Origin of the sequence: Streptococcus australis (assembly GCF_019930045.1) — a bacterium.
GTDB classification, from domain to species: domain Bacteria; phylum Bacillota; class Bacilli; order Lactobacillales; family Streptococcaceae; genus Streptococcus; species Streptococcus australis_D.
The window spans coordinates 61,927-88,298 of the sequence record NZ_JAHZQQ010000001.1 but is presented as its reverse complement, the minus strand read 5'-3'; the positions used below and the strand labels follow the sequence as shown (position 1 = coordinate 88,298).

Annotated in this window: 29 protein-coding genes; 27 read left to right on the top strand and 2 right to left on the bottom strand. The window is 43.6% G+C overall.

Going from position 1 to position 26,372, the window contains the following annotated elements:
* Positions 1 to 133: 133 nt before the first annotated feature.
* Positions 134 to 3,832 (top strand): pullulanase, encoded by a 3,699-nt coding sequence (locus tag K1J10_RS00455; RefSeq protein ID WP_223355520.1) that lies wholly within the window; start codon positions 134 to 136, stop codon positions 3,830 to 3,832.
* Between the two features lie 124 nt (positions 3,833 to 3,956).
* Positions 3,957 to 4,868: a DMT family transporter gene (locus tag K1J10_RS00450; RefSeq protein ID WP_223355519.1), complete on the top strand. Its 912-nt coding sequence runs from the start codon at positions 3,957 to 3,959 to the stop codon at positions 4,866 to 4,868.
* Between the two features lie 33 nt (positions 4,869 to 4,901).
* Here the strand turns inward: K1J10_RS00450 and K1J10_RS00445 are convergent, their stop codons facing one another.
* Entirely contained in the window at positions 4,902 to 5,522 is a 621-nt protein-coding gene (locus K1J10_RS00445; protein WP_223355518.1) for a TVP38/TMEM64 family protein, read from the bottom strand.
* Positions 5,523 to 5,705: 183 nt separating this feature from the next.
* Here K1J10_RS00445 and K1J10_RS00440 point away from each other — a divergent pair, with 183 nt between their 5' ends.
* From K1J10_RS00440 to K1J10_RS00320, 25 genes are all read left to right on the top strand, one after another.
* Positions 5,706 to 6,233 (top strand): YqeG family HAD IIIA-type phosphatase, encoded by a 528-nt coding sequence (locus K1J10_RS00440; protein WP_223355517.1) that lies wholly within the window; start codon positions 5,706 to 5,708, stop codon positions 6,231 to 6,233.
* A gap of 2 nt (positions 6,234 to 6,235) precedes the next feature.
* The gene (yqeH, locus tag K1J10_RS00435) at positions 6,236 to 7,342 is read left to right on the top strand and encodes a ribosome biogenesis GTPase YqeH (protein WP_223355516.1); all 1,107 of its coding nucleotides are present in this window, start codon (positions 6,236 to 6,238) and stop codon (positions 7,340 to 7,342) included.
* A gap of 225 nt (positions 7,343 to 7,567) precedes the next feature.
* Positions 7,568 to 7,879 (top strand): ribosome assembly RNA-binding protein YhbY, encoded by a 312-nt coding sequence (gene yhbY / locus K1J10_RS00430; protein WP_006595720.1) that lies wholly within the window; start codon positions 7,568 to 7,570, stop codon positions 7,877 to 7,879.
* Between the two features lie 21 nt (positions 7,880 to 7,900).
* Positions 7,901 to 8,530, top strand: coding sequence for a nicotinate-nucleotide adenylyltransferase (locus K1J10_RS00425; protein ID WP_223355515.1), 630 nt, complete (start codon positions 7,901 to 7,903; stop codon positions 8,528 to 8,530).
* The gene (gene yqeK, locus K1J10_RS00420; RefSeq protein WP_223355514.1) at positions 8,530 to 9,123 is read left to right on the top strand and encodes a bis(5'-nucleosyl)-tetraphosphatase (symmetrical) YqeK; all 594 of its coding nucleotides are present in this window, start codon (positions 8,530 to 8,532) and stop codon (positions 9,121 to 9,123) included. Before K1J10_RS00425 ends, yqeK begins: the two co-directional genes overlap by 1 nt.
* Positions 9,124 to 9,477, top strand: coding sequence for a ribosome silencing factor (rsfS, locus tag K1J10_RS00415; RefSeq protein WP_223355513.1), 354 nt, complete (start codon positions 9,124 to 9,126; stop codon positions 9,475 to 9,477). It begins immediately after the preceding gene.
* Between the two features lie 207 nt (positions 9,478 to 9,684).
* Positions 9,685 to 10,425: a class I SAM-dependent DNA methyltransferase gene (locus tag K1J10_RS00410; protein ID WP_317629275.1), complete on the top strand. Its 741-nt coding sequence runs from the start codon at positions 9,685 to 9,687 to the stop codon at positions 10,423 to 10,425.
* A 6-nt stretch (positions 10,426 to 10,431) separates the two neighbouring features.
* Positions 10,432 to 11,526, top strand: a complete 1,095-nt coding sequence (locus K1J10_RS00405; RefSeq protein ID WP_223355512.1) for a nucleotidyltransferase — start codon at positions 10,432 to 10,434, stop codon at positions 11,524 to 11,526.
* A 248-nt stretch (positions 11,527 to 11,774) separates the two neighbouring features.
* Positions 11,775 to 12,029: a type II toxin-antitoxin system Phd/YefM family antitoxin gene (locus K1J10_RS00400; RefSeq protein WP_003014291.1), complete on the top strand. Its 255-nt coding sequence runs from the start codon at positions 11,775 to 11,777 to the stop codon at positions 12,027 to 12,029.
* Positions 12,030 to 12,032: 3 nt separating this feature from the next.
* Positions 12,033 to 12,287 (top strand): Txe/YoeB family addiction module toxin, encoded by a 255-nt coding sequence (locus K1J10_RS00395; protein ID WP_006595728.1) that lies wholly within the window; start codon positions 12,033 to 12,035, stop codon positions 12,285 to 12,287.
* Between the two features lie 174 nt (positions 12,288 to 12,461).
* The gene (locus tag K1J10_RS00390) at positions 12,462 to 13,178 is read left to right on the top strand and encodes a YebC/PmpR family DNA-binding transcriptional regulator (RefSeq protein WP_223355511.1); all 717 of its coding nucleotides are present in this window, start codon (positions 12,462 to 12,464) and stop codon (positions 13,176 to 13,178) included.
* Between the two features lie 185 nt (positions 13,179 to 13,363).
* Positions 13,364 to 14,506 carry an amidohydrolase gene (locus K1J10_RS00385; RefSeq protein WP_223355510.1) on the top strand — a complete coding sequence of 381 codons (1,143 nt, stop codon included), beginning with the start codon at positions 13,364 to 13,366 and terminating at the stop codon, positions 14,504 to 14,506.
* A gap of 128 nt (positions 14,507 to 14,634) precedes the next feature.
* Positions 14,635 to 15,462 carry an amino acid ABC transporter substrate-binding protein gene (locus tag K1J10_RS00380; RefSeq protein ID WP_006595731.1) on the top strand — a complete coding sequence of 276 codons (828 nt, stop codon included), beginning with the start codon at positions 14,635 to 14,637 and terminating at the stop codon, positions 15,460 to 15,462.
* Between the two features lie 32 nt (positions 15,463 to 15,494).
* Entirely contained in the window at positions 15,495 to 16,367 is an 873-nt protein-coding gene (locus tag K1J10_RS00375; protein ID WP_135782720.1) for a MetQ/NlpA family ABC transporter substrate-binding protein, read from the top strand.
* Between the two features lie 68 nt (positions 16,368 to 16,435).
* A complete protein-coding gene (locus tag K1J10_RS00370) occupies positions 16,436 to 17,809 on the top strand; it encodes a M20/M25/M40 family metallo-hydrolase (RefSeq protein WP_223355509.1) in 1,374 nt (457 codons plus the stop codon).
* The gene (locus tag K1J10_RS00365; protein WP_223355508.1) at positions 17,802 to 18,869 is read left to right on the top strand and encodes a methionine ABC transporter ATP-binding protein; all 1,068 of its coding nucleotides are present in this window, start codon (positions 17,802 to 17,804) and stop codon (positions 18,867 to 18,869) included. Before K1J10_RS00370 ends, K1J10_RS00365 begins: the two co-directional genes overlap by 8 nt.
* Positions 18,866 to 19,558: a methionine ABC transporter permease gene (locus K1J10_RS00360; RefSeq protein WP_006595735.1), complete on the top strand. Its 693-nt coding sequence runs from the start codon at positions 18,866 to 18,868 to the stop codon at positions 19,556 to 19,558. Before K1J10_RS00365 ends, K1J10_RS00360 begins: the two co-directional genes overlap by 4 nt.
* Before the next feature lie 15 nt (positions 19,559 to 19,573).
* On the top strand, positions 19,574 to 20,152 hold the full coding sequence (locus K1J10_RS00355) for an MptD family putative ECF transporter S component (protein WP_223355507.1): 579 nt from the start codon (positions 19,574 to 19,576) through the stop codon (positions 20,150 to 20,152).
* Positions 20,153 to 20,169: 17 nt separating this feature from the next.
* Positions 20,170 to 21,018, top strand: a complete 849-nt coding sequence (locus K1J10_RS00350; protein ID WP_006595737.1) for an SAM hydrolase/SAM-dependent halogenase family protein — start codon at positions 20,170 to 20,172, stop codon at positions 21,016 to 21,018.
* A gap of 13 nt (positions 21,019 to 21,031) precedes the next feature.
* Positions 21,032 to 21,583, top strand: a complete 552-nt coding sequence (locus K1J10_RS00345; protein WP_223355506.1) for an ECF-type riboflavin transporter substrate-binding protein — start codon at positions 21,032 to 21,034, stop codon at positions 21,581 to 21,583.
* A gap of 140 nt (positions 21,584 to 21,723) precedes the next feature.
* Entirely contained in the window at positions 21,724 to 21,918 is a 195-nt protein-coding gene (locus K1J10_RS00340; RefSeq protein WP_003005328.1) for a helix-turn-helix transcriptional regulator, read from the top strand.
* A 27-nt stretch (positions 21,919 to 21,945) separates the two neighbouring features.
* Positions 21,946 to 22,425 carry a DUF6773 family protein gene (locus K1J10_RS00335; protein WP_223355505.1) on the top strand — a complete coding sequence of 160 codons (480 nt, stop codon included), beginning with the start codon at positions 21,946 to 21,948 and terminating at the stop codon, positions 22,423 to 22,425.
* Entirely contained in the window at positions 22,426 to 22,917 is a 492-nt protein-coding gene (locus K1J10_RS00330) for a DUF6773 family protein (protein WP_223355504.1), read from the top strand.
* Positions 22,918 to 23,067: 150 nt separating this feature from the next.
* Complete coding sequence (gene trhO / locus K1J10_RS00325) at positions 23,068 to 24,051, top strand: oxygen-dependent tRNA uridine(34) hydroxylase TrhO (protein ID WP_223355503.1); 984 nt, start codon at positions 23,068 to 23,070, stop codon at positions 24,049 to 24,051.
* A 93-nt stretch (positions 24,052 to 24,144) separates the two neighbouring features.
* On the top strand, positions 24,145 to 25,041 hold the full coding sequence (locus tag K1J10_RS00320; RefSeq protein WP_223355502.1) for a DUF4299 family protein: 897 nt from the start codon (positions 24,145 to 24,147) through the stop codon (positions 25,039 to 25,041).
* 34 nt (positions 25,042 to 25,075) lie between these two features.
* On the opposite strand, the gene K1J10_RS00315 is transcribed toward K1J10_RS00320, so the two are convergent.
* The gene (locus K1J10_RS00315) at positions 25,076 to 26,356 is read right to left on the bottom strand and encodes a uracil-xanthine permease family protein (protein ID WP_223355501.1); all 1,281 of its coding nucleotides are present in this window, start codon (positions 26,354 to 26,356) and stop codon (positions 25,076 to 25,078) included.
* Positions 26,357 to 26,372: the final 16 nt, after the last annotated feature.

Sequence of the window (26,372 nt, the reverse complement as noted above, 5' to 3'; positions counted from 1 at the left end):
ACCAGTCCATTTGGGCTGGTTTTTTTTACTAGGGAGGACAATATAAAAAGATAGTATAAATTAAGAAAACGCTTGCATAAATAATTCTTACATGCTATACTGGTTGAACACTAATCATTTTAAGGAGACAGATATGAAACAGAAACCTTCTGTGTCAGGCGATAAACAAGTCGTCTATGCGATTCGTCGATTGAAAAATGGCGTTGGTTCGGTGGCGATTGCGACGAGCTTGGCTTTATTAACAGCCTTTGCTGGTCCGGTCAGTGCGGATGAGGTGGGCAATACCCCTGCACCAGCTTCAGAAGTGGTGACAGCCCCGTCAAATGAAGCAAGCATTTCTTCATCGGATGTGAAACCAGCTGCGAACACTGAGGCAAGTGAAACTCCAAAAGTGGCGGAAGAAAGTGTCACTGCGCCTGAAAATGTAAGCGCCCTCACTGAAGGAGTGGCTTCTTCTCAGTCTGAGAAGGCAGAGGAGCCGATAGCTGATCAGACTATCCGGATTCACGTGAAAAAGCTACCAGAAGAAAACAAGGAAACTCAGGGGCTTTGGACCTGGGATGATGTTGAAAAGCCTTCGGAAAACTGGCCGACGGGTGCTCAATCCTTTAAGGACGCAAAAACGGATGACTATGGCTATTATCTAGATGTCAAACTTAAAAATGATCAGGCTAAGAAGATTAGCTTCCTCATCAACAATGTTAAAGGGGACAATATCACAGGGGACAAGTCCATTGAATTGCTCTCTCCAAAAATGAATGAAGCTTGGTTAGATGACAAATATAAAGTCTATTCTTATCAGCCTCAAGCAGAGGGAACGGTCAGAGTCAATTACTATCGGACAGATGGAAATTATGACAAAAAATCTCTCTGGTATTGGGGAGATGTAGAGAATCCGAGCAGTGCTGCTTGGCCGGATGGGACAGATTTTGTAGCGACAGGGAAATACGGTCGTTACATTGATATCCCCCTAAAGGAAGCTGCAAAAGAATTTGGTTTCTTATTATTGGATGAGAGTAAGTCTGGAGATGATGTGAAAATTCGACAAGAAGATTATAAATTTGCTGACTTGAAGAACCATAGCCAGATTTTCTTACGGGACGATGATCCGACTGTTTACACCAATCCATATTATGTCAACGATATCCGTATGACAGGTGCCCAGCATGTCGGTAAGGAAAAGATTGAAGCCAGCTTCTCGACCTTGGCGGGAGCACAGAAAGAAGAATTGCTCAAGCGGACCAAGATCACGGATGCTCAGGGAAATCCTGTCACCATCTCGGACCTGCTTTTAGATGAAGCAGGAAAGAAAGTAACCTATACAGGAGATTTCTCTCAGGTTGATCAATCCTATACGGTTCAATACGACAATGACCGCTTTACAACCAAAATGAACTGGCGCCTCAAGGATGAAGCCTATAGCTACGATGGAACGCTCGGAGCTCATCTTCATGAAGGAGGGAAGAAGGTTGATCTCACCCTCTGGTCACCAAGTGCGGAAAAGGTATCCGTTGTCATCTATGATAAGAACGATTCTGAAAAACTAGTTGGCCGTGTGGCTCTAGAAAAAGGGGAGCGAGGAACTTGGAAGCAGACTCTTTCTGCTGATTCAGGACTGGATATCCAAGATTATACGGGCTATTTCTACCAGTATGAAATTGAACGCCAAGGGAAGACCTTTACCGTTCTTGATCCGTATGCCAAATCGTTGGCAGCTTGGAACAGTGAATTGTCCAAGACAGATGCGGTTCATAAGGTAGCAAAAGCAGCCTTTGTTGATCCAAGTAGATTAGGTCCGAGTGACTTAACCTATGCGTCCATTCCAAACTTTAAGAAGCGAGAAGATGCTATCATCTATGAAGCTCATGTCCGCGACTTCACTTCTGATCCGGCTTTGGCATCAGAGCTTAAGAGCCAATTTGGGACCTTTGCTTCCTTTGTTGAAAAATTGGATTACCTCAAAGACCTTGGTGTAACCCACGTTCAACTCTTGCCAGTTCTGTCTTATTACCACGTTAATGAATTGAAAAACAGCGAGCGCTTGTTAGAGTATGCATCAAGCAACAGCAATTACAACTGGGGTTATGATCCACAGAACTACTTTGCCTTAACAGGTATGTACTCAACAGATCCAAGCAATCCTCAAAAACGGATTGAAGAATTCAAGAATTTGGTCAATGAAATTCACAAACGCGGAATGGGAGTGGTACTAGACGTTGTTTATAACCATACAGCTAACGTGGACATCTTTGAGGATATCGAGCCAAATTACTACCATTTCATGGATGCGGACGGTACACCTCGGACAAGCTTTGGTGGTGGACGTTTGGGAACCACCCACTACATGTCCAAACGAGTCTTGGTTGATTCAATTAAGTATTTAGTAGATACTTATAAGGTGGACGGTTTCCGATTTGACATGATGGGTGACCATGATGCGGCCTCTATCGAAGAAGCCTACAAGGCGGCTCGGGCTCTGAATCCAAATCTCATCATGTTGGGAGAAGGCTGGGTGACCTATGCAGGTGATGAAAATAGTCCTGTACAACCAGCAGACCAATCCTGGATGAAGAAAACAGACACCGTTGCTGTATTCTCAGATGATGTTCGAAACAATCTAAAATCAGGTTATCCAAATGAGGGACAACCAGCCTTTATCACCAATGGAAAACGAAAGATTGCGACTATCTTTAAGAATCTCATCGCACAACCAACCAACTTTGAGGCAGATAGCCCAGGAGATGTCATCCAATATATTGCGGCCCATGATAACTTGACCCTCTTTGATATTATCGCTCAGTCGATCAAGAAGGACCCTAGTATCCCAGCCAACAATGCAGAGATTCATCGTCGCTTGCGTCTCGGAAACCTGCTCGTGCTGACAGCTCAAGGAACACCGTTCCTTCATTCTGGTCAAGAATATGGTCGGACTAAGCAATTCAAGGATCCAGCTTACCGCACGCCTGTTTCCGATGACAAGGTTCCAAACAAATCTCATTTATTAGTAGATGAAAATGGAAAACCATTTGATTACCCTTACTTTATCCACGATTCTTATGATTCAAGCGATGCTATCAACCACTTCGATTGGGAAAAAGCAACCAATGAAGCCCTCTATCCAGAGAATACGCGCTCTCGCGCCTTCACCAAAGGCTTGATTGCCCTTCGTAAGTCAACAGACGCCTTCCGGATGGACAACATGGAAGAAGTGAAGAACCACGTCAAGCTCTTGACGATTCCAGGTGAGAATGGAGTTGAAGAAGAGGATCAGGTGATTGGCTACCAAATCACTGCTAGCAATGGAGATGTCTATCTAGTCTTGGTAAATGCCGATACAAAGGCGCGTGACTTTGCATTAGGAACGGACTTCGAACGCTTTAGAAAGGCAGATGTTCTAGTGGATGGTGAACGAGCAGGTATTAGCAATCTAACTGATCCAAAAGGAATCTCTTGGACAGAAACAGGACTTCGACTAGATGCTTTGACAGCAACTGTCTTGCGTTTGTCTACTAAGGAAGAAGCTGAAAATCCTGTTCTTCCAAATCGTCCTGAATACCATACACCGGTATCTCCATCTCCAGATAAAGTCCTTCCTTCGCAAACTGCTAAACCGACGTCACAACTTCTTGCTCGAAAGAAAGAAGAGCCAGAGGTTCAAGATTTGACTCCTCATCATGAATTCGTTTCAGTTGAAAATGGAGAAGAAGCAAGTACAACTCGCGCGCTTCCTGAAACAGGAGAAGTGAGCTCCAACCTCACTAGCTTAGCTGGGCTCCTTCTCTTAGGAGGTCTCGGGTTAGGAATGGCTAAGAACGGGAGAAAAGAAGAATAAGATCTTCTAGAAAGGATTTAAAAATAGTTTTTAAATCCTACATAAAACCAGTCCATTTGGGCTGGTTTTTGTGATAGAATAGAGAAGAAGCAGTGTACCGTATTAATTCGTTTTGGGAGGCAACATGTCTACATCTTTCAAAGGAACCGTGATGACTGTGATTGCTGGAATTGCCTGGGGGCTTTCTGGAGTGAGCGGGCAATATTTGATGGCCCACGGTTTTTCAGCTATCGTTTTAACCAATATTCGTTTACTAATTTCAGGTGCCGTCCTCCTTCTCTTTGCCTATCTGTCTGACAAGGAGAAGTTTGTTGCCTTTTTTAAGGATAAAAGTTCTTATATCTCTTTGATTCTCTTCGCCTTTTTGGGATTGCTATTGACTCAGTTAGCCTATCTGATTGCTATTGCAGAAACCAATGCTGGAACTGCAACAGTGCTTCAATACGTATGCCCGGTTGGTGTTTTAGCCTATACCTGCATCAAGGATCGTGTTGGTCCTACTGTCTCTGAGATTGCTTCCATGCTGTTAGCAATTGGGGGGACCTTCCTGATTGCCACCCATGGACAGTTGAATCAATTGGCTATTACGCCCAAGGGTCTAGGCTGGGGCTTGTTTTCGGCCTTTGCCTACGCTCTCTATATCATTTTACCCCTCAATTTAATCAAAAAATGGGGAAGCATGCTGGTCATTGGGGTAGGCATGCTCTTGCCAGGGATTCTCATGCTTCCTTTTAGTGGCTTGGTATCCTTTCAAGGACACTATTCTTCGGATAACCTCTGGGCCCTCTTTGGCTTGATTGTGTTAGGAACCATTTTTGCTTATACGGTCTTTCTTAAAGGAACCTCGATGGTCGGGGCAGTCAAGGGGAGTTTATTAGCTTCTATTGAGCCTATTTCCGCTGTGTTTTTCGCCTATATGATTATGAACGATCAGTTCTATGCGATTGATTTTATAGGGATGGGGATGATTTTGTTAGCAGTTCTTCTGATTTCTCTGAAAGACCTCATTATTCAAAAAGAAAAAGGAATTCTATAAAAAAAGATGCTGGGTGTTTGCCCAACATCTTTTTTAGGTCATTTGCCAGAAATAGTCGATGATATAGGTGAGACCATAGGTGTAGATGACTAGAGTAATCGGTTTACAGAGAATAATAATGGTCATATAGCGCTTAAAGGTCATATTGGTCAATCCAGCTAGCATGCAGAGAAAGTCAGCAGGACTGATGGGCCAGATCATCATGAAAATGAAGAAGCGATCAAACCGCTTGCCTTCGTTGAGCCAGTTAATATACTTGTCGTAAGTCTTCTGGCTGACCATAGACTGGACAAACTTAGGCCCGTACATTCTTGCGAGGTGGAAGATGATGGCACAGCCGATGACGATGCCGATGTAGTTGTAGATGGTCCCAATGATGTGGCCATAGATAAAGACACCAGCGACAGACGTAAGAGCGCCAGGAATAATCGGCACCACCGTCTGGAGAATTTGGAGCAAGATAAAAAGAGGAGGCCCAAAGATTCCGGCTTGCAAAATAAAGGCTGACAGGGTTTCTTTAGATTGAAGAATGCCAGAAAAGTAGGCCCAGATACAGAATGCAAGGGTTGCGAGGGCTCCAATGATGGAGGACCAATTGATGATTTTTTGGAGGAGAGGAGAAACCTCCCTCAATTTTTTTTCTTTTGCTATCATAACTCTTCCATGTATTTTTTTCTTCTACTATACCACGTTTTTGGAACTTTGTAACGATTTTGTCTATTTTAGAGAATATCAAAGAGATAGAATGGGTCCTCTTACAAAGGGGAGACAACGAAGCAAGTGCAAAATACGTCCATTTATGCTACAATGAAGAGAATATAAAAAATGGAGAAAAACGTGTCAATCGAAAATTACAAACCAGATTTTGCGGTGGAAGCAGCCTATGATCTCACCGTTGCAGACTTGAAAAAACAAGGCATCAAGGCGGTCCTTGTGGATTTGGATAATACCTTGATTGCTTGGAACAATCCGGACGGCACCCCAGAGATGCGCCAGTGGTTGCATGATCTTCGTGATGGAGGGATTCGAGTTATCGTGGTGTCTAATAATAGTCCCAAACGGGTCAAGCGCGCTGTTGAGAAATTTGATATTGACTATGAAGCTTGGTCGCTCAAGCCCTTTACTTTTGGGATTGATCGGGCTCTCAAACGTTTCCACTATAAGAAAAATGAAGTGGTCATGGTCGGGGATCAACTGATGACGGATATCCGGGCTGCTCATCGTGCAGGCATTCGCTCGATTTTGGTCAAGCCTTTGGTCGAGCATGACTCCATCAAGACCCAGATCAACCGGGCGCGTGAACGCCGTGTCATGAAGCAAATGGCCGAAAAATATGGTCCAATTGTATATAAAAAAGGAATCTAAGAATGGAAGAATTATTCTGTATTGGCTGTGGAGCCCCCATTCAGACAGAAAATAAAGAGGGGCTAGGCTATACTCCCCAATCAGCTCTTGAAAAGGGCTTGGAAACAGGCGAAGTCTATTGCCAACGCTGTTTCCGTCTGCGTCACTATAATGAAATCACAGATGTGCATCTGACAGATGATGATTTCCTAAAGCTCCTTCACGAAGTGGGGGATAGTGACGCACTTGTGGTCAATGTAGTCGATATTTTTGACTTTAATGGTTCTGTCATTCCTGGCTTACCGCGCTTTGTAGCAGGTAATGATGTCCTTTTAGTTGGAAATAAAAAGGATATCTTGCCCAAGTCTGTCAAGGATAGCAAGGTGACCCATTGGTTGATGGAGCGGGCCCACGAAGAAGGGATGCGTCCTGTCGATGTGGTCCTCACCTCTGCCCAAAACAAGAGTGCCATCAAGGACTTGATGGAAAAGATTGAGCAGTACCGCAAGGGACGTGATGTCTATGTGGTAGGTGTGACCAACGTAGGGAAATCGACCCTCATCAATGCGATCATCCAAGAAATCACTGGAGACAAGGATATCATTACAACCTCTCGCTTCCCAGGGACAACACTGGACAAGATTGAAATCCCACTGGACGATGGATCCTACATCTATGATACACCAGGGATTATCCATCGCCACCAGATGGCTCATTACTTGACGGCTAAAAACCTCAAGTATGTCAGTCCTAAAAAAGAAATCAAGCCCAAGACTTATCAGCTCAATCCCGAGCAAACCCTCTTTTTGGGTGGTCTGGGACGCTTTGACTTTATCAAGGGAGAAAAACAAGGTTTCACCGCCTTCTTTGATAACGAACTCAAGCTTCATCGGACCAAACTCGAAGGAGCGACCGTCTTTTATGACAAGCATGTCGGTGGCTTACTAACACCCCCTAACAGCAAGGAAAAAGAAGAATTTCCACCCTTGGTTTCCCATGAGTTTACCATCAAGGACAAGACAGACCTCGTCATCTCAGGACTCGGCTGGATCCGCGTCAATGGAGAAGCAAAAGTAGCCGTCTGGGCACCAGAAGGCGTCGCCGTCGTAAGTCGTAAAGCTATTATTTAAAAATTTGAAATAGAATGAAATTGAAGAGCGAGCGAAGTGAGCTCAAATAGGGATCGTTATTGCCGTGGTGTAGTTGCCAATCGATAGATTGGCAAGGGCAAAATGGAGACTAAGGCTCCATTTTGAGGTAAGGAAATCCATTTTTCAAAGATGAGATCTTTGAAAAATTAGTTCCGGCCGTCCCCACCACTTAAAATAACGATCAAAAAATAAGGAAATAAAAACATGACATTAACATCCAAACAACGGGCTTTCCTCAATAGCCAAGCCCATAGCCTCAAACCTATTATCCAAATTGGGAAAAACGGGCTTAACGATCAAATCAAAACCAGTGTTCGCCAAGCGCTAGACGCTCGCGAACTGATTAAGGTCACCCTCCTTCAAAATACGGACGAGAATATCCATGAAGTAGCGGAAATCTTGGAAGAAGAAATCGGTGTGGATACGGTTCAAAAAATTGGACGCATCCTCATCTTGTATAAACAATCAAGCAAAAAAGAAAACCGGAAGATTTCAGTCAAAGTAAAAGAAATCTAAGAGACACAGGAGAGCAGGTATATGGCCATTGAACTATTAACCCCCTTTACCAAGGTAGAGTTAGAGCCAGAGATCAAAGACAAGAAACGCAAACAAGTTGGTATTTTGGGTGGGAATTTCAATCCGGTCCATAATGCCCATCTCGTGGTTGCAGACCAGGTCCGCCAACAATTGGGCTTGGACAAGGTCCTTCTCATGCCAGAATATGAGCCTCCGCATGTGGATAAAAAAGAAACCATTGATGAGCGTCATCGCCTGAAAATGCTAGAACTAGCCATCGAAGGGATTGAAGGGCTAGAAATCGAGACGATTGAGCTAGAGCGTAAAGGGATCTCTTATACCTACGATACGATGAAGTTGCTCAATGAGCGAGACCCAGATACAGACTATTACTTTATCATTGGAGCGGATATGGTGGACTACCTGCCAAAGTGGTATCGGATTGACGAGTTAGTGGAGATGGTCCAGTTTGTCGGTGTTCAACGTCCCCGTTACAAAGCGGGAACTTCTTATCCAGTGATTTGGGTCGATGTTCCCCTGATGGATATCTCTTCAAGCATGGTGCGAGAGTTTATCGCTCAAGGTCGGTCGCCCAACTTTATGTTGCCAAAACCAGTTTTGGACTACATCAAGAAAGAAGGTTTGTATTAATGACCTATGAAAACTATCTCGGCTTTTCTCGAGAGGTCTTGCTCGAAAAAATGGGCCAAATCCTTCCGGAAAAACGCCTAACCCATTGTTTAGGGGTTGAGAAGGCTGCTCGTGAATTAGCTAAGCGCTATGGGGCAGATGAAGAGCAGGCTGGCCTAGCCGGTCTATTACATGACTACGCCAAGAAATTATCAGATCAGGAATTTCTGGACTTGATCGATCGCTATGAGCTGGATCCAGCATTAAAAAACTGGGGCAACAATGTCTGGCATGGGATGGTAGGGATTTATAAGATCCAAGAAGATCTCGGACTAACAGATCCAGCCATTCTTCGTAGTATTGAGATTCATACGGTTGGGAGTGGACAGATGTCAACCTTAGACAAGATTGTCTATGTGGCAGATTATATTGAGCATAACCGGGCCTTTCCAGGGGTGGATCAAGCGCGAGAAATCGCTCAAGTCTCCTTGGATCGTGCCGTGGCCTATGAGACAGCTCGCACAGTCGAACATCTAGCCCACCAAGGGTTGCCCATTTATCCCCAAACCCTTGAAACCTATAACGCCTTTGTGAAGTATTTGAAAGAGGACTAAATGAAAGAAAAAGAATTACTTGAACTTGTTGTTAAAGCTGCCGATGAAAAGCGCGCGGAAGATATTGTGGCTTTGGATGTTCAAAGCTTGACCAGCGTGACCGATTACTTTGTTATCACGAGCTCTATGAACAGCCGTCAGTTGGATGCGATTGCTGAAAATATTCGCGAGAAAGTCGTTGAAGCTGGTGGCAATGCCAGCCACGTCGAAGGTGACTCAGCTGGAGGTTGGGTCCTTCTTGACTTAGGTGGTGTGGTGGTCCATGTCTTCTCAGAAGAAATGCGTACCCACTATAATCTAGAAAAGCTATGGCACGAAGCAAGTGCTGTCGATCTTTCAGCAGCCCTAGCATAAGCAGGCAAACTCAGTTGGCAGCAACTGAGTTTTGTTGGTTAAATTGAAATTCTATGGAAAGAAAGGATGGAGCCTCGTGTTTGGTTATTTTCTTAATTGAACACGAGCTAAAAGCTGTGAGAAAAAGACTCACTTCCTTTGTATCTGATGATACAGCAAGAAGTTTCCTATTTTCTTTATACTTTTAACGCTCTTTGTATCATGAATATGGCGACTTATGAAACGTTTGCGGCTGTCTACGATGCGGTTATGGATGATAGTTTGTATGATTTATGGACGGATTTTTCCCTCCGCCATCTCCCAAAGACAAAAGATAAGAAAAGATTACTGGAATTAGCTTGTGGAACAGGGATTCAGTCTGTCCGCTTTTCCCAAGCTGGATTTGACGTGACAGGATTAGACCTGAGTGCTGACATGCTGAAGATTGCTGAAAAAAGAGCGGCTTCAGCCAAGCAAAAGATTGATTTTATCGAGGGCAATATGTTGGACTTGTCGCAAGCGGGTACCTACGATTTTGTGACCTGCTACTCTGATTCCATCTGCTATATGCAGGACGAGGTGGAAGTGGGAGATGTCTTCAAAGAAGTCTACAATGCGCTTAACGAAGACGGGGTCTTTATCTTTGATGTCCATTCAACCTATCAGATGGATGAGGTTTTCCCAGGCTATTCTTACCACGAAAATGCAGAAGATTTTGCCATGCTCTGGGATACCTATGAGGATGAAGCCCCTCACTCGATCGTCCATGAGCTGACTTTCTTTGTCCAAGAGGAGGATGGCAGCTTTAGTCGGCACGATGAAGTCCATGAGGAGCGGACCTATGAAGTTTTAACCTATGACATTTTGCTGGAGCAGGCTGGCTTTAAATCTTTCAAATTGTACGCGGACTTTGAAGATAAGGCCCCAACAAAGACCAGCAAACGATGGTTTTTCGTAGCGCAGAAGTAGGATAGCATGACAGTTACAGGTATTATTGTAGAATTTAATCCTTTTCACAATGGGCACAAGTACCTGCTGGAACAGGCAGAAGGGCTGAAAATCGTTGCCATGTCTGGGAATTTTGTCCAACGTGGCGAGCCTGCCATTGTAGACAAGTGGATTCGCGCGCAGATGGCTTTGGAAAATGGAGCAGACCTGGTGGTCGAGCTCCCCTTTCTAGTAGCTGTTCAGTCGGCTGATCATTTTGCCAAGGGAGCGGTAGAGATCTTGTCCCGTCTGGGAATCGACCAATTGACCTTTGGGACAGAAGAGGTCTTAGACTACCAAGCGATTGCAACTATTTACTCTGAGAAAGAAGTGGAAATGGAAGCTTTCTTGCGAAGCCTTCCTGACGATTTATCCTATCCACAGAAGACCCAAAAAATGTGGGAAACCTTTGCTGGAGTGGAGTTCACAGGGGATACTCCCAACCATATCCTGGGCTTGGCTTATGCCAAGGCTTGTGCTGGGAAGGGGATTGCGCTCAAGCCTATCCAACGTCAAGGTGCGGGTTACCATTCGGAAGAAAAAGAGGTGGCTTTTGCTTCTGCAACTAGTCTACGCCTACACAAGGATGATCAGGACTTTGTCGACCGATTCATGCCCAATAGCCAACTCTTTCAGTCGGCTCCAAAGGTATCTTGGGAGGATTACTATCAATTGCTCCGTTATCAAATCCTAACCCATCCGGAGCTGACACAGATTTTTCAGGTCAATGAAGAGTTGGCTAGTCGGATAAGGGATGCCATTCGAAGCGCGAGTTCTGTGGAAGACTTGGTGGAGAAAGTGGCAACCAAGCGCTATACCAAGGCGCGTGTCCGTCGCATTTTGACTTATATCTTGGTAGGGGCGATGGATCAAGAATCGCCCGATGCCATTCATGTCTTAGGATTTTCCGCAAAAGGCCAAGCTCACCTCAAGTCACTAAAAGGTCAAGTGGACTTGGTGACGCGGATTGGTAAGGAACCTTGGGACAGTTTGACCCAGCAAGCGGATCAGGTGTATCAGTTAGGCCATCCCCAATTGCCAGAGCAGACCTGGGGTCGGGTGCCGGTGAGAGTGGAAGAATAAACAGTCTTACGCTCCCCCTATGCCCACATAACAAAGACATCTTTGTCACATATGGCAAGAAGTTTTATGATTTACGGAAACAGTGTTTATTTACTGTCTAAAAATTCTTTTTAGACAGTAGATTATTTTTACCAAATTTAGAAACTTTTTACGAATAATTAAGTGGAGAGGAAAAACTTGTACAAGTTCCTGACAAGTTTTTCTTTTTCATGTATAATAATAGAAAATAGGTAGAATGAGGTATGGTAATGGAAGCAGTCGTTTATTCAACATTCCGCAATCATTTGAAGGATTATATGAAGAAGGTGAATGATGAGTTTGAGCCTTTGACAGTCGTGAATAAGAATCCAGACGAAGATATTGTGGTTATTTCTAAGAGCGAGTGGGACAGCCTACAAGAAACCCTAAGACTAGCTCAGAACAAGGAATTGTCAGATAAGGTCTTGCGGGGCATGGCAGAAGTCCGAGCTGGTCAGGTTCAACTCCATGAGATTGAGGGGTAACGGATGTTACTCAAGTTTACAGAAGATGCCTGGAAGGATTATTGTTACTGGCAAAGTCAGGACAAAAAAACACTGAAGCGGATTAATAGCCTGATTAAGGAGATTCAAAGGGATCCATTTGCAGGGATTGGTAAACCTGAACCCTTGAAATATGACTTTCAAGGAGCATGGTCAAGGCGGATTGATGCAGAAAATCGCCTGATTTATATGCTAGATGAGTCAGGTGTCGCTTTCCTCTCTTTTAAAGATCATTACTAAGTCTCTAACAGAGAGGCTTTTTTGATAATTGAACTAGCTATTTCAAGTTTCCACCTCATAGAAAATTCCCATGAATCCCCAGCTAAAAATAGAAAAATCTAGTCTAATGTGGACGATTTGTGATATAATGTTAAAGATTGAAAATAATATGAATCAAACACAAGGAGAATCCTCATGGGACGTAAATGGGCCAATATTGTAGCCAAGAAAACTGCCAAAGATGGTGCTAACTCAAAAGTATATGCGAAATTCGGAGTTGAAATCTATGTAGCCGCTAAAAAAGGTGAGCCAGATCCAGAATTGAATACTGCTTTGAAATTCGTTATCGACCGTGCTAAACAAGCGCAAGTGCCAAAACACGTGATTGATAAAGCGATCGATAAGGCAAAAGGAAATACAGACGAAACCTTTACAGAAGGACGTTATGAAGGATTTGGACCAAATGGTTCTATGTTGATCGTTGATACCTTGACGTCAAATGTCAACCGTACAGCTGCCAATGTCCGTGCGGCTTTTGGTAAAAACGGCGGTAACATGGGAGCTTCAGGTTCTGTGTCTTACCTCTTTGACAACAAGGGTGTCATCGTATTTGCGGGTGATGATGCGGATGCTATCTTTGAGCTTTTGCTTGAAGCAGATGTCGATGTAGACGATGTTGAAGCAGAACAAGGAACTATTACAGTTTACACTGCTCCAACTGACCTTCACAAAGCGATTGTTGCTTTGCGGGAATCTGGTATCGAAGAATTCCAAGTAACTGAATTGGAAATGATTCCTCAATCAGAAGTTGAGTTGTCGGGTGAAGATTTGGAAACCTTTGAAAAACTTTACAGCGTTCTTGAAGACGATGAGGACGTGCAAAAAATCTACACTAACGTAGATGGATTCTAATAGAAGTAGACCTTTGAAGATAATTTCTTCAAAGGTTTTTTTCTTCTAGCGTGGCTTTTTAAGGAACGAGTATGAAGTAATAAAAAGTGTTATAGCCCCTGGCTATAACTTAGAGAAAAAAATAGGAATTAGACGAATAGGGGAGGCAGTGATAGAATAGAACTATGCTAGAAAGGGGACGAGAAATGGTATCATTTTCCTATGAACATCTAGTGCCCGTTCGGCATTATGTGCATCAGCATCCAGAGTTGTCTGGACAAGAATACCAAACCACAGCTTATCTCAAAGCCTATTTGGAAAAGCTAGGTGTACGCATTTTAAACAGTGGATTAAAAACTGGTCTGATTGCTGAAATCGGAAGCGGTAAACCAGTCATTGCTCTTCGAGCAGATATTGATGCCCTCCCGATTCAGGAGAACACGGGTCTCGACTACCAAAGCCAAAACCCTGGTGTCATGCATGCCTGTGGCCATGATTTCCACCAGGTCAGCCTCTTAGGGGCTGCAGAAGTCCTAAAGGGTATGGAGGCTGACTTAAAGGGAACGGTTCGGTTAATTTTTCAGCCGGCTGAAGAGACTTCTGAGGGAGCATCTGCGGTATTAGCAACCGGACTCCTCGAAGATGTCCAAGCCATCCTTGGATTTCACAACATGCCGTCATTGCCTGCGGGTCAGTTGGCCCTGCGTCCAGGCGCCATGATGGCTGGAGTTGAAAAGTTCAAGGTGACTGTCACTGGAGTGAGCAGTCATGCGGCTCGACCGGATCTCGGTTTGGATACTGTTGTAGCGATTACTAGTATGGTCCAGCAGTTGCAGACCTTGGTCTCTCGTACGGTTTCGCCATTTGAGACAGCTGTCCTATCGGTGACCCATATCGAAGCTGGTTCAACCTGGAATGTTCTTCCCAAGTCTGGTTACTTCGAAGGAACCATTCGAACCTTTAATCCGGATCTCCAGAAACGTCTCAAGGCGGACTTCATTCGCGTGATCGAACAGATCTCTAACAGTACCGGAGTCATGGTCCAATTTGATTGGGGCAAGACACCACCGGTTACCTATAATGATAAGGTCTTGGCTAAAAAAGTCTTTCGCTGGTCCAAGTCTTTCGCAGAAGTTGTGGAGGCTCAGCCGTCGACAGCGGGTGAAGATTTTGCCTTCTATCAAGAGAAGATCCCGGGAGTCTTTGCTTTTATAGGATCCAATGGTGCAGCGGATGCACCGGATCTCCACCATGATAGCATGATCATAGATGACGCGGCTTTTGCGGTATCGGTTCCATATTACGTTGAAAATGCCCTCGCTTTGCTGGAAAAATTCTCAACCAAATGAGAGGTGATAGATAAAACCTATCACCTCTATAAAGAAAATATAATACCCAAGAGTTAGGAATTTTGATATGATGGAAAAAGCTGTTTTTTTACAGAGGAATAAACAATTTTAGTGAAAAAGGAGAACAAATGAAATTGAATAAATTCATCAAATATGTTGCTTTGAGCCTTGTGGGCTTAGCTGCAGTTGGGACTTTGGTTGCCTGCTCATCCAAGTCATCAAGTAAATCAAGTGGAAAACGGACCATTGAAGTCGCAACAGTTGGGACAACCAAACCCTTCACCTATGATAAGGATGGGGAATTGACTGGTTACGAAATCGAAGTTATGCGTGAAATCTTCAAAGGTTCAGATAAATACGAAGTCAACTTTAATAAGACAGAGTGGTCTTCTATCTTTGCTGGTTTAGACGGAGATCGTTACCAAATCGGTGTCAGCAACCTTAGCTACGATAAAAAACGTGCGGAGAAATACTTGTACCCAAATCCTTACGCTAAGAACCCAGTGGTCTTAGTAGTCCGTAAAGATTCAGGCATCAAGTCATTAGATGATATCGGTGGCAAGTCTACAGAGGTCATCCAAGGAACTTCTACAGCGAAACAATTGGAAGCCTACAATAAAGAGCATAAGGACAATCCAACAGAGCTCAAATATACAGAGGGGACCATCCAATCCATTCTGTCTAATTTGAGCGATGGCCGTTCGGATTATAAGATTTTTGAACGCTTGACAGTTGAGGCCATCATCAAGGACCAAGGCTTGGATAACTTGGAGGTCATCGAACTACCAAGCGATCAACAACCATACGTATACCCAATCCTTGCCAAAGGTGAGAAAGAATTGGAAACCTTCGTCAACAAACGGATCAAAGAGTTGTACGAAGATGGGACACTGGAAAAATTGTCTAAGAAGTACTTCGGTGGAACTTACCTTCCAGAAGCTTCTGATATTAAATAAGGTTATTTAAAAACATCATAAGGAGAAAGAATATGAAATTAACAAAACTTTTTGGTGTAGCAGCTCTTGCTACCGTTGCAACCTTTGCCTTAGCAGCATGTGGGTCTTCAAAATCATCTAAATCATCTGATAAAGATGGTGTGACAACTGTTAAAGTTGGGGTGATGAGCTTAAGCGATACAGAAGAAGCTCGTTGGAAAGAAGTGCAAAAGAACTTGGATGATGCAAAAGCTAACATCAAGTTGGAATTCACTGAGTTTACAGACTATTCTCAACCAAACCAAGCTGTTCGTGATGGGGATGTGGATATCAACGCTTTCCAACATTACAACTACCTTGAAAACTGGAACAAAGAAAACAGTGCAGACCTAGTTTCTGTAGCAGATACTTATATTGCGCCAATCCGTCTTTACTCTGGTACAAAAGATGGGAAGAACAAATACACAGATGTGAAAGACATTCCTGAAAAAGGAACGATTGCAGTACCAAACGACCCAACAAACGAAAGCCGTGCCTTGTATGTATTGGAATCAGCTGGTTTGATCAAGTTGGATACAAAAGATGGGGAATTGGCTACTATCAGCAACATCAAAGACAATCCAAAGAACTTGACAATTTCTGAGTTGGACGCTTCTCAAACAGCTTCTTCACTTCCATCAGTTGATGCAGCAATCATCAATAACACCTTTGTTCGTGAAGCAGGTATTGATTACAAGAAAGCTCTCTTTGTAGAAAAAGCAAACAGCAACTCTAAACAATGGTACAACTTGATTGCAGCTAAGAAAGATTGGAAATCATCTGATAAAGCGAAAGCAATCGAAGCCATTATTAAAGCCTACCATACTGATAACGTGAAGAAAGTCATTGAAGAATCTTCAGACGGTATGGACCAACCAGTTTGGTAATTGAGAGGATGAATAGAGAGGTGGAGAAGGTTTTCTCTACCTCTTATCGTGTATAGAAGGAGGAAATGATGTCCAATCCAAGAGAGACAGAACAAATACGCAAATTTGAAAATGATGAGGTGGCTCAGCATTATTTTGAAGTCCTGAGGACCCTCATCTCCAAGCGGTCTATCTTTGCCCAGAAGATTGGTTTAAAAGAAGTAGCAACCTACTTGGGAGAAATCTTCACAGCTGCGGGGGCTAAGGTAACTGTGGATGACAGCTACACAGCGCCATTTGTTATTGCTAAATTTGTTTCACCTAATCCGGATGCGAAGACCATCATTTTCTACAACCATTACGATACAGTTCCAGCAGATGGTGACCAACCTTGGACGAGTGATCCCTTTACGCTGTCTGTCCATTACGGGACCATGTATGGTCGAGGGGTAGATGACGACAAGGGTCATATTACTGCGCGGTTAACGGCTATTCGAAAATATATCCGTGAAAATGGCGACCTGCCGGTTAACATTACCTTCATTATCGAAGGGGCAGAAGAATCTGCTTCGACCGATCTGGATAAGTATCTATCCAAGCACAAAAAGCATTTGCGTGGGGCAGATCTCTTAGTTTGGGAACAAGGTACCCGCAACCAACAAGGAGAACTGGAAATCTCAGGTGGAAACAAGGGGATTGTGACCTTTGACATGGTGGTCAAAAGTGCAGATGTGGATATCCATTCCAGCTATGGTGGAGTAGTGGATTCAGCATCCTGGTATCTGCTCAATGCTTTGTCGAGTCTACGAGATAAAGACGGTCGGATCCTGGTGGATGGCCTCTATGAATTGATTGAGGAGCCTAACGAGCGGGAACTGGCCTTGATTGATCGTTATGCCAATAAAACGGCAGACGATGTGACAGAAATCTATAATCTCCAATTGCCTATTTTGAAAGAGGAACGAAGTGAGTTCTTGAAACGTTTTTATTTTGAGCCAGCCATGAACATTGAAGGTTTGGGGACAGGATATCAGGGGCAAGGTGTCAAGACGATTCTCCCTGCAGAAGCTCGAGCCAAGATGGAAGTTCGTTTGGTACCAGGCCTGGAACCCAAACAAGTCTTAGAATTGATTCGTGCTCAGTTGAATAAAAATGGCTTTGGGAAGATTGAACTTGTTTTCACACTAGGGGAAATGAGCTATCGGAGTGATATGAGTGCGCCGTCCATCCTCAATGTGATTGATCTGGCCAAACGCTTTTATCCAGAAGGGGTCTGTGTCCTTCCGACAACTGCAGGCACTGGTCCCATGCATACAGTCTTTGAGGCCTTGCAAGTTCCAATGGCAGCCTTTGGTATTGGAAATGCCAATAGTCGAGATCATGGTGGGGATGAGAATGTGAAAATTGCAGACTACTATACCCATATTGAATTAATTAAGGAGTTAATCACAAGTTATGAGTAAAGAAATTATCAAACTGGACCATATCGATGTTACCTTTCATCAGAAAAAACGGGAAATTACAGCCGTGAAGGATGTGACCATTCATATCAATGAAGGGGATATTTACGGGATTGTCGGTTATTCTGGAGCTGGGAAATCAACTCTTGTAAGGGTCATCAATCTCTTGCAAGTACCGTCAGCAGGTACTATTACCGTAGATGGCGATGTCATCTATCAAGACCAGGTGACCTTGAATGCTGCGGCTTTACGCCAAAAACGTCGAGACATTGGTATGATTTTCCAACATTTCAATCTAATGGCCCAAATGACCGCTGCTGAAAATGTGGCCTTTGCCCTTAAACATTCAGACTTATCTAAAGAGCAAAAGGCTGAAAAAGTAGCCAAGTTGTTGGAACTAGTTGGTCTGTCAGATCGGGCGGACAACTATCCTGCTCAATTGTCAGGTGGACAAAAACAACGGGTGGCGATTGCGCGTGCGCTCGCCAACGATCCAAAGATTTTGATTTCTGACGAATCAACATCCGCACTAGATCCAAAAACGACCAAACAAATCCTTGCTCTTCTGCAAGAGCTGAATCAGAAGTTGGGCTTGACAGTGGTCTTGATTACCCATGAAATGCAGATCGTTAAAGACATTGCCAATCGGGTGGCTGTCATGCAAAATGGTGAATTGATTGAAGAAGGCTCTGTTTTAGACATCTTCTCTAATCCTAAGAACGAATTGACACAAGACTTCATCACAACTGCAACAGGAATCGAGGAAGCTATGGTGAAAATCAACCAGCAACAAATTGTTAAGAAATTGCCGGCTGATTCTGTTTTGGCCCATTTGAAATATTCTGGTTCGGTGACAGACACAGCGATTATCAACGATATTTATAAACAGTACCAAGTGTCTGCTAATATTCTACACGGAAATATTGAAATTTTGGATCATACCCCTGTTGGTGAGTTGGTTGTTATCCTTACTGGGGAAGCAGCGAATCTAACTGCAGCACAGCGGGATCTACAAGCAGCAGGTGTTTCTGTGCGTGTCTTAAAAGAAGGGAGTAATGCATGATTGACTTTATTCAAACCTATCTACCAAATGTTTACCGGATGGGCTGGAGTGGCCAAGCTGGATGGGGAACAGCGATTTATCTGACCCTTTACATGACCTTTATCTCTTTTGTGATTGGTGGTTTATTGGGACTCATTGCAGGATTATTATTAGTCTTGACAGCACCTGGTGGGATTATCGAGAATAAATTGGTTTTCCATATCTTGGATAAAATCACGTCCATCTTCCGTGCCATTCCTTTTATCATCTTGCTAGCCTTGATTAATCCCTTTACTCGTATGATTGTCGGAACTGGGATTGGTCCTACGGCGGCCTTAGTTCCCCTATCTTTAGCTGTCTTTCCTTTCTTTGCTCGCCAAGTTCAAGTCGTTTTGTCTGAATTGGACCGTGGGGTGATTGAAGCAGCTCAAGCTAGTGGGGCAACATTTTGGGATATTGTTGGTGTCTACCTTCGTGAAGGACTTCCTGATTTGATTCGTGTCACAACCGTTACCCTCATTTCCTTGGTTGGTGAAACAGCCATGGCGGGTGCGATTGGAGCAGGTGGTCTCGGAAACGTCGCTATTTCATATGGTTACCAACGCTTTAATAATGACGTTACCTTGCTAGCAACCTTCTTGATTCTGCTTTTGATTTTCTTTATTCAGTTTATCGGTGATTTCTTGACCAAGAAAATTAGCCACCGGTAAGGATGGGATAGATACATGAAAATAATACAGAAACATCAGTTTAAGCAGGTTGCGGCCTTTGCAGGCTTGTATTTTCTTGCCATTGGCTTAGGTGTCCTACTTGGAAGTCTGGTTGATCATCAAGGCAACATGTTCTATGCTCCAGCCTTCTCTGCCCTGGTTGGTGGAGGAATCTATCAGGTCTATGTTGAGAAAATTCAACGAACAGGAGCCATTCTAGTCGTTGCTCTTGTGATTGGTGCTTTTTTCCTTTTCACTCGTCATGGAGCTGGAGCTTTTCTGCCTGCTCTTGTTGGAGGGCTTTTGGCAGAATTGGTCGCAGGCCGTGGCCACTACCAGTCGAAGTTAGGCAATGCGGTGTCTTTCCTCCTCTTTTCTTTTACGACGACAGGGCCTATCCTTATGATGTGGTTCCAACCAGCTAGTTATCGTGCTTCTTTACTAGCCCGTGGGAAATCGGTGGATTATATCGAACGCGTTATGGTACCGTCGAATATGGGAACGGTGAGCTGGTTTTTACTGACCCTTCTTCTTGGAGCTCTGCTAGGTTATCTTCTTGGATACTTGGTCTGTCAAAAACTAAATAGAAAATAACATGATGGAGAAGAAACATGCACAATAATTTACTAGTCCTTCAGTCAGACTTTGGTCTGGTGGATGGGGCTGTCTCTGCTATGATTGGAGTAGCTTTAGAGGAATCACCAACCCTCAAGATTCACCACTTGACTCATGACATTACACCTTATAATATCTTTGAAGGAAGTTACCGCCTCTTTCAGACGGTGGATTACTGGCCAGAAGGGACAACCTTTGTATCGGTCGTCGATCCGGGTGTCGGCTCCAAACGTAAAAGTGTTGTAGCCAAAACGGCCAAGAATCAATACATTGTTACACCGGATAATGGGACCCTCTCTTTCATCAAGAAACATGTAGGAATCGTTGCCATTCGTGAGATTTCAGAGGTGAAGAACCGCCGGGCCAATACAGAGTTTTCTTATACCTTCCACGGGCGTGATGTCTATGCCTATACAGGAGCTAAGTTAGCCAGTGGCCATATCAGCTTTGAGGAAGTGGGGCCAGAACTCAGTGTTGAACACATTGTAGAAATTCCAGTGGTGGAAACTGTTATGGAGGACAATCTTGTCAAAGGAGCCGTTGACATCTTGGATGTGCGCTTTGGTTCTCTGTGGACCTCGATTACTCGGGAAGAGTTTAATCATTTGGAACCCGAATTTGGGGAACGCTTTGAAGTAACCATCTATAACAATGACATGCTGGTTTACCAAAACCAAGTAACCTACGGCAAGTCTTTCGCCGATGTGCGGATTGGACAGCCAATCCTCTATATCAATTCCCTCTACCGTGTTGGTCTTGCTATCAATCAAGGATCCTTTGCCAAGGCCTATAACGTAGGAGTTGGGGCTTCTTGGCATATCGAAATTAGAAAAATGGAAAATTAATAGGAGATAAAATATGAAACAAAAACAAGCTTTTTCAATTAAGGATGTTGTAGCTATCGGGGTTGGAGCAGCCCTCTTTGTGGTCATTGCGATGATTCCAATTCCGGCGCCAGCTCCAAATACCAGCATTCAGTTGCAGTTTGCGCTTCAAGCACTTTTTAGTGTAGTCTTTGGTCCGATTGTCGGCTTCTTAATGGGCTTGATCGGTCATGCTATCAAAGATGCTATGTCTGGAGGTCTTTGGTGGACTTGGATCATTTCTAGTGGCTTGTTTGGTCTCTTTGTTGGTTTCTTCCGCAAACAAATCGGTGACCTCAAAGGAGAAGTGACCAAGAAAGAATTGATCGTCTTTAACGTTGTGCAAGTCATTGCCAACTTGCTTATTTGGGGAGTCATTGCTCCGGTTGGGGATGTCTTGATCTACCACGATAATCCAAATAAAGTCTTCCTACAAGGTGTTGTAGCAGGTTCTGTCAATGCTTTAGTTGTAGCTATTGCAGGTTCTCTTCTCTTGATTGCCTATGCTCGTACCCAAACAAAAGATGGAAGTTTGTCTAAAGACTAATCATAAATAAGAAGATAAAGTCTGGGAAACCAGGCTTTTTTTTGTTTACCAAAAATATTTTTTACAAAATGCAAAATATATGTTGCAAAATATAAAATATAGTGTATAATAGAGTTATAAAAACAAGAAAGGAAAAGCCTGTGGCGAAAAATCTCAAATTAAAAATGGCCCGGGTCGAGCATGATATGACCCAGGGGGATCTTGCAGATGCCATCGGGGTGACACGCCAGACCATTGGCCTGATCGAGGCAGGGAAGTACAATCCGACCCTCAGCCTCTGCCTTGCTATTTGTAAGACCTTGGATAAGACGCTGGATCAACTGTTCTGGGAGTAACAGTTTCAACATAGAAAGAGGAAGAAAATGAAACAAAAGAAAGAACCAATTGTAAAAGATGAACGGACCATGCTGGTTGATGGAAAAATTGCAGGGGAACTTGTTCTAGGAATGACTTGCTTTATTGCCCTATCTGTCCTTGTGAAAGCTAGTATTCTGGACTTAACCCTAGTAGCCTATATGCCCGAACTTATTCTCTTGATTGCCATGGGGGCTTATGCCCTTGTAAGAAGGATCAGTTCAGGGATTGACATTCGAGATATGTTAGAAAAAAATAGCTGGTTGAGCCGCATCGGATCAGGCGTCTTATTTGCCTTATTTGTGATCGCAACAGATGTAATTGGGAAGCGGGAAACGATGAGCTTTATGTTCAGTCCCAAGTATCTGCTCAAAATTGTCCTTGCCATTTTCGTCTTTGCCCTTTTGACTTATCTGTTAGAGAAACCACTAGGACTGATCAATCGGAAAAAACAGAAGAAGATCGAGGCAGAATTAGAGGAGGAATAGATGAGAGTACACTTGATGAACAAACAAATCATAGATGAACGAGAGGAAGGACTGGCCAATAAAGCTGGTGCGGAGACGGCTGGTTTTCTGTTTCTTGCCTTAACCGTTTTTAGTGTGGGGTCTATATTTACTTCTCAGGTCGGTCTGAGTCCAATCATGGTCGTAAGTCTACTCATTGTGTCAGGATTGTATTATTCGGTTCGATGTCAACGATTGGGTGTACGGTTTATCAGCTATAGCTACCTCAATCTAACTGGTATGGTAGCAGTGACCTCTATTCTTTCCTTATTCATCTGGGCTCAGAATTATCAATTAAACCAAGCTGTCTATCACCATAATCCTTTTCATTCAAAATTCTTGCTCGTACTTCCTATTACTTTTTTACTGAATTTCCCAATTATAGGGGGTGTGAATGCTGTTGTGATGCTGCTTGCAAAAGTAGAGAAAAAACGCTATGACGCCTATCTGGATCAGTTGGAAAAGGAAGAGTAGGAAGTTGAAATCTTGGTTTCATCGTGTAAAAGTCTGGAACCCCAGGCTTTTATTTTTCAGTCAAATAAATTGCATTCGTTTTCTGGGGAGAGTATACTGGTATAGTTGAATGAAAAATTCTGATAATTTAATCTTAGAAAAGAGAATCTTATGGCAAAACCTATTCGTGTTTTACTTTACTATAAATATGTTCCCATCGAAAATGCAGAACAATTTGCGGCTGATCACTTGGCTTTCTGTAAATCAATCGGGCTCAAGGGCCGTATCCTAGTTGCTGACGAAGGAATCAACGGAACCGTTTCTGGTGATTACGAAACGACGCAAAAATACATGGACTACGTTCACAGCCTTCCGGGTATGGAAGACCTATGGTTCAAGATGGATGAGGAAGAAGAGCAAGCCTTCAAGAAGATGTTCGTCCGCTATAAGAAAGAGATTGTCCACCTTGGATTAGAGGATGATAACTTTGATAACGACATCAATCCCCTTGAAACGACAGGTGCTTACTTGTCTCCAAAAGAATTTAAAGAAGCCCTCCTAGATGAAGATACAGTTGTCCTTGATACTCGTAACGACTATGAGTACGACCTTGGACACTTCCGTGGTGCTATTCGTCCAGATATCCGCAATTTCCGTGAGTTGCCACAATGGGTCCGTGATAATAAAGAAAAATTCATGGACAAACGTGTCGTAGTTTACTGTACAGGTGGAGTCCGTTGTGAGAAATTCTCAGGCTGGATGGTGCGTGAAGGCTACAAAGATGTCGGTCAATTGCACGGCGGAATTGCAACCTACGGAAAAGATCCAGAAGTTCAAGGAGAACTATGGGATGGGAAAATGTACGTCTTTGACGAGCGAATTGCTGTCGATATTAACCATGTTGATCCAAGTGTTGTCGGAAAAGACTGGTTTGATGGAACACCATGTGAACGCTATGTCAACTGTGGAAATCCTTTCTGTAACCGCCGCATCTTGACTTCAGAAGAAAATGAAGACAAGTACCTCCGTGGTTGCTCACATGAGTGCCGTGTTCATCCACGCAATCGCTATGTAGAAGAACACAACTTGTCACAAGAAGAGGTTGCTGAGCGTTTGGCTGTTATCGGTGAGACGCTTGATGGAACTCTTGCATAAGTTAAAAACAGCCTTTTGGCTGTTTTTTTTCTATGGAAAGTCATGAAAATTTGTGCTATAATTTGGTAAGCGATTACAAAAAGGAGAAAACAAATGTCAGTTGTGTTTTCAATTCGAAATAAAAAGAGTATGTTTGGCTATCAAAAAGTGATGCCAGCTAAAGATGTATTGAATTTGGTGGAGGGAGTTCTTACCTACAGTTTTGAGGAAGCCATGCTTGGTCGCTCTCTCAAAGATTTTCCAGCCATGATGTGTATCCGCTATGGCAAGAGTTGCTTGCCGATCATCCTTCGTTATCTGGATCAAGAGCATGCTTATCAGTTCATCCTTGCAGATTTTGCCACCCTTGAAGATTGGCGACTCATCTTGGAATGGCTCAGTGCCCTAGCTCGTCAGTTGGGGAATGAGATTCACGATAATTTAGGAACCAGCTATGACGCAGATTCTATTTTCTCTTTTGACTATGAGAACTATTTGCTGAAGAATCTACAGAATCTAGAAAAAGATCCAGACCTTCATCAATATCAACTTCAGGGATTTGCTCATTCTGTGATCTTGGATCGTGAGCTCCTTCGTAAAATTTTAGACTCCGCTCAACCTTTAGAGGAGTTCGGTCAAGTGGTTAAAAAGGTTCAATACAGCTCCGCCTTCTTTAGTCAAGTTCGTTTCTACCGTCAGAACGAAACGGGAGGCATTATTGGCAGTTACAGTCTAACAGAAGATACGGATACTGTCTTGCCACGAGTGCCTTTTGTTCCAGCAGAGTTTGTAGAGAAGGTCAATATGGATGAAGTCATCGACTGGAAAGTGAACTTAGTGGAAATCACTGGAAATCCCGATATGCCAGAGAGTTATAAGCCGGTGGGGGCTGTGAATTTAGAAGCCCTACTGGATGCTTTGGACTCAAGTGAATTTGATTTGTTGGATGCCAATCAAATTGAAATCAAAAAATTGTCCAAAGAACGCTTGTTGCAATTAGCCCAACTCTAATAAAAAAAGTTCTCAGTGTTGAGAACTTTTTCTTTTAGTTTGATTCATGTGGTAAGATCAAGTTAAGGATGATTCCTGTCATAGCGGAGAGGGCTGTTCCTGATAGGGTCACTGGACCAAGATTCAGAATTGCTCCACCGAGTCCAAGAACCAACATGGCACTTGCAATAATCAAGTTGCGCATCAAGCTGAAGTCAACACGTTCTTTGATCAAGACTTTCAAACCATTACTTGCGATTACCCCATAGAGCAAGATGGACATCCCACCGAGAACAGAGTTTGGAATGGTAGAAATGAGAGCAGTAAATTTACCAAGGAAGCTCAAGGAAATAGCAATCAAGGCTGCATTTCGGATAACGGAAACAGAAGCGATGCGAGTCATCCCAATAACGCCTGTATTTTCACCGTAAGTGGTATTGGCTGGACCACCAAGGAAGGCTGATACAGATGTTGCAATCCCGTCACCAAGAAGGGTACGATGAAGTCCCGGTTGTTTCAAGAATTGACGGCCACAGATTTGACTAAGCACGGTATGGTCACCGATATGTTCTGAAATAGTTACGATAGCGATTGGCAAGATGGCGATGGTTTCAGGACCGAAATATAAGTTGTATTGTTTGAAGGCCCCACCCGTATTGAAAGGAAGATAGAAACCAGGGATTTCAAACCAGTTAGCCTTGAGGACCGGATCAAAGTTCACCAAACCCAAGCAAACTGCGAAGACATAACCACCGATAATGGCAAAGAGGAAAGGAATGATTTTGAAGAAACCTTTTCCTTTGGTGTTGATGAAGGCGGCAATCAGGAAGGTTACGACAGCGACAAGGGCATTTTTCCAATCTCCCCCTTCGACAAAACCAGCGTTTTTAACAGCGGATCCTGCAAGTCCTAGACCAATGACGATGATCATAGGTCCAATAACAACGGCAGGAAGCAATTTGTCAATCCAGCGAGTGCCTGCTACTTTAACCCCTGCAGCGACTAGCACGTAGATCAGACCGGTCAGGATAACCCCTGTTTGGGCTGCATCGACTTTTCCTCCCATTTCCTTCATCGCCAAAGCCATGGCTGTGATGAAGGCGAAGGAAGATCCGAGGTAGACAGGGACTTTAAAGCCGGTACAAGTCATATAGATCAGTGTCCCAACACCTGATGCAAAGAGGGCAACGGATACGGGCATGCCCAAGATGAGTGGTACCAAAATGGTAGCCCCAAACATGGCGAAAACGTGTTGGAAACTTAATAAGATTCCTTTTAGGGGTGCCGGACTTTGGTCGACATCCAGGAGCAAATCAACAGTTGATTCTTCTTTCATAATAACCTCACTTTTG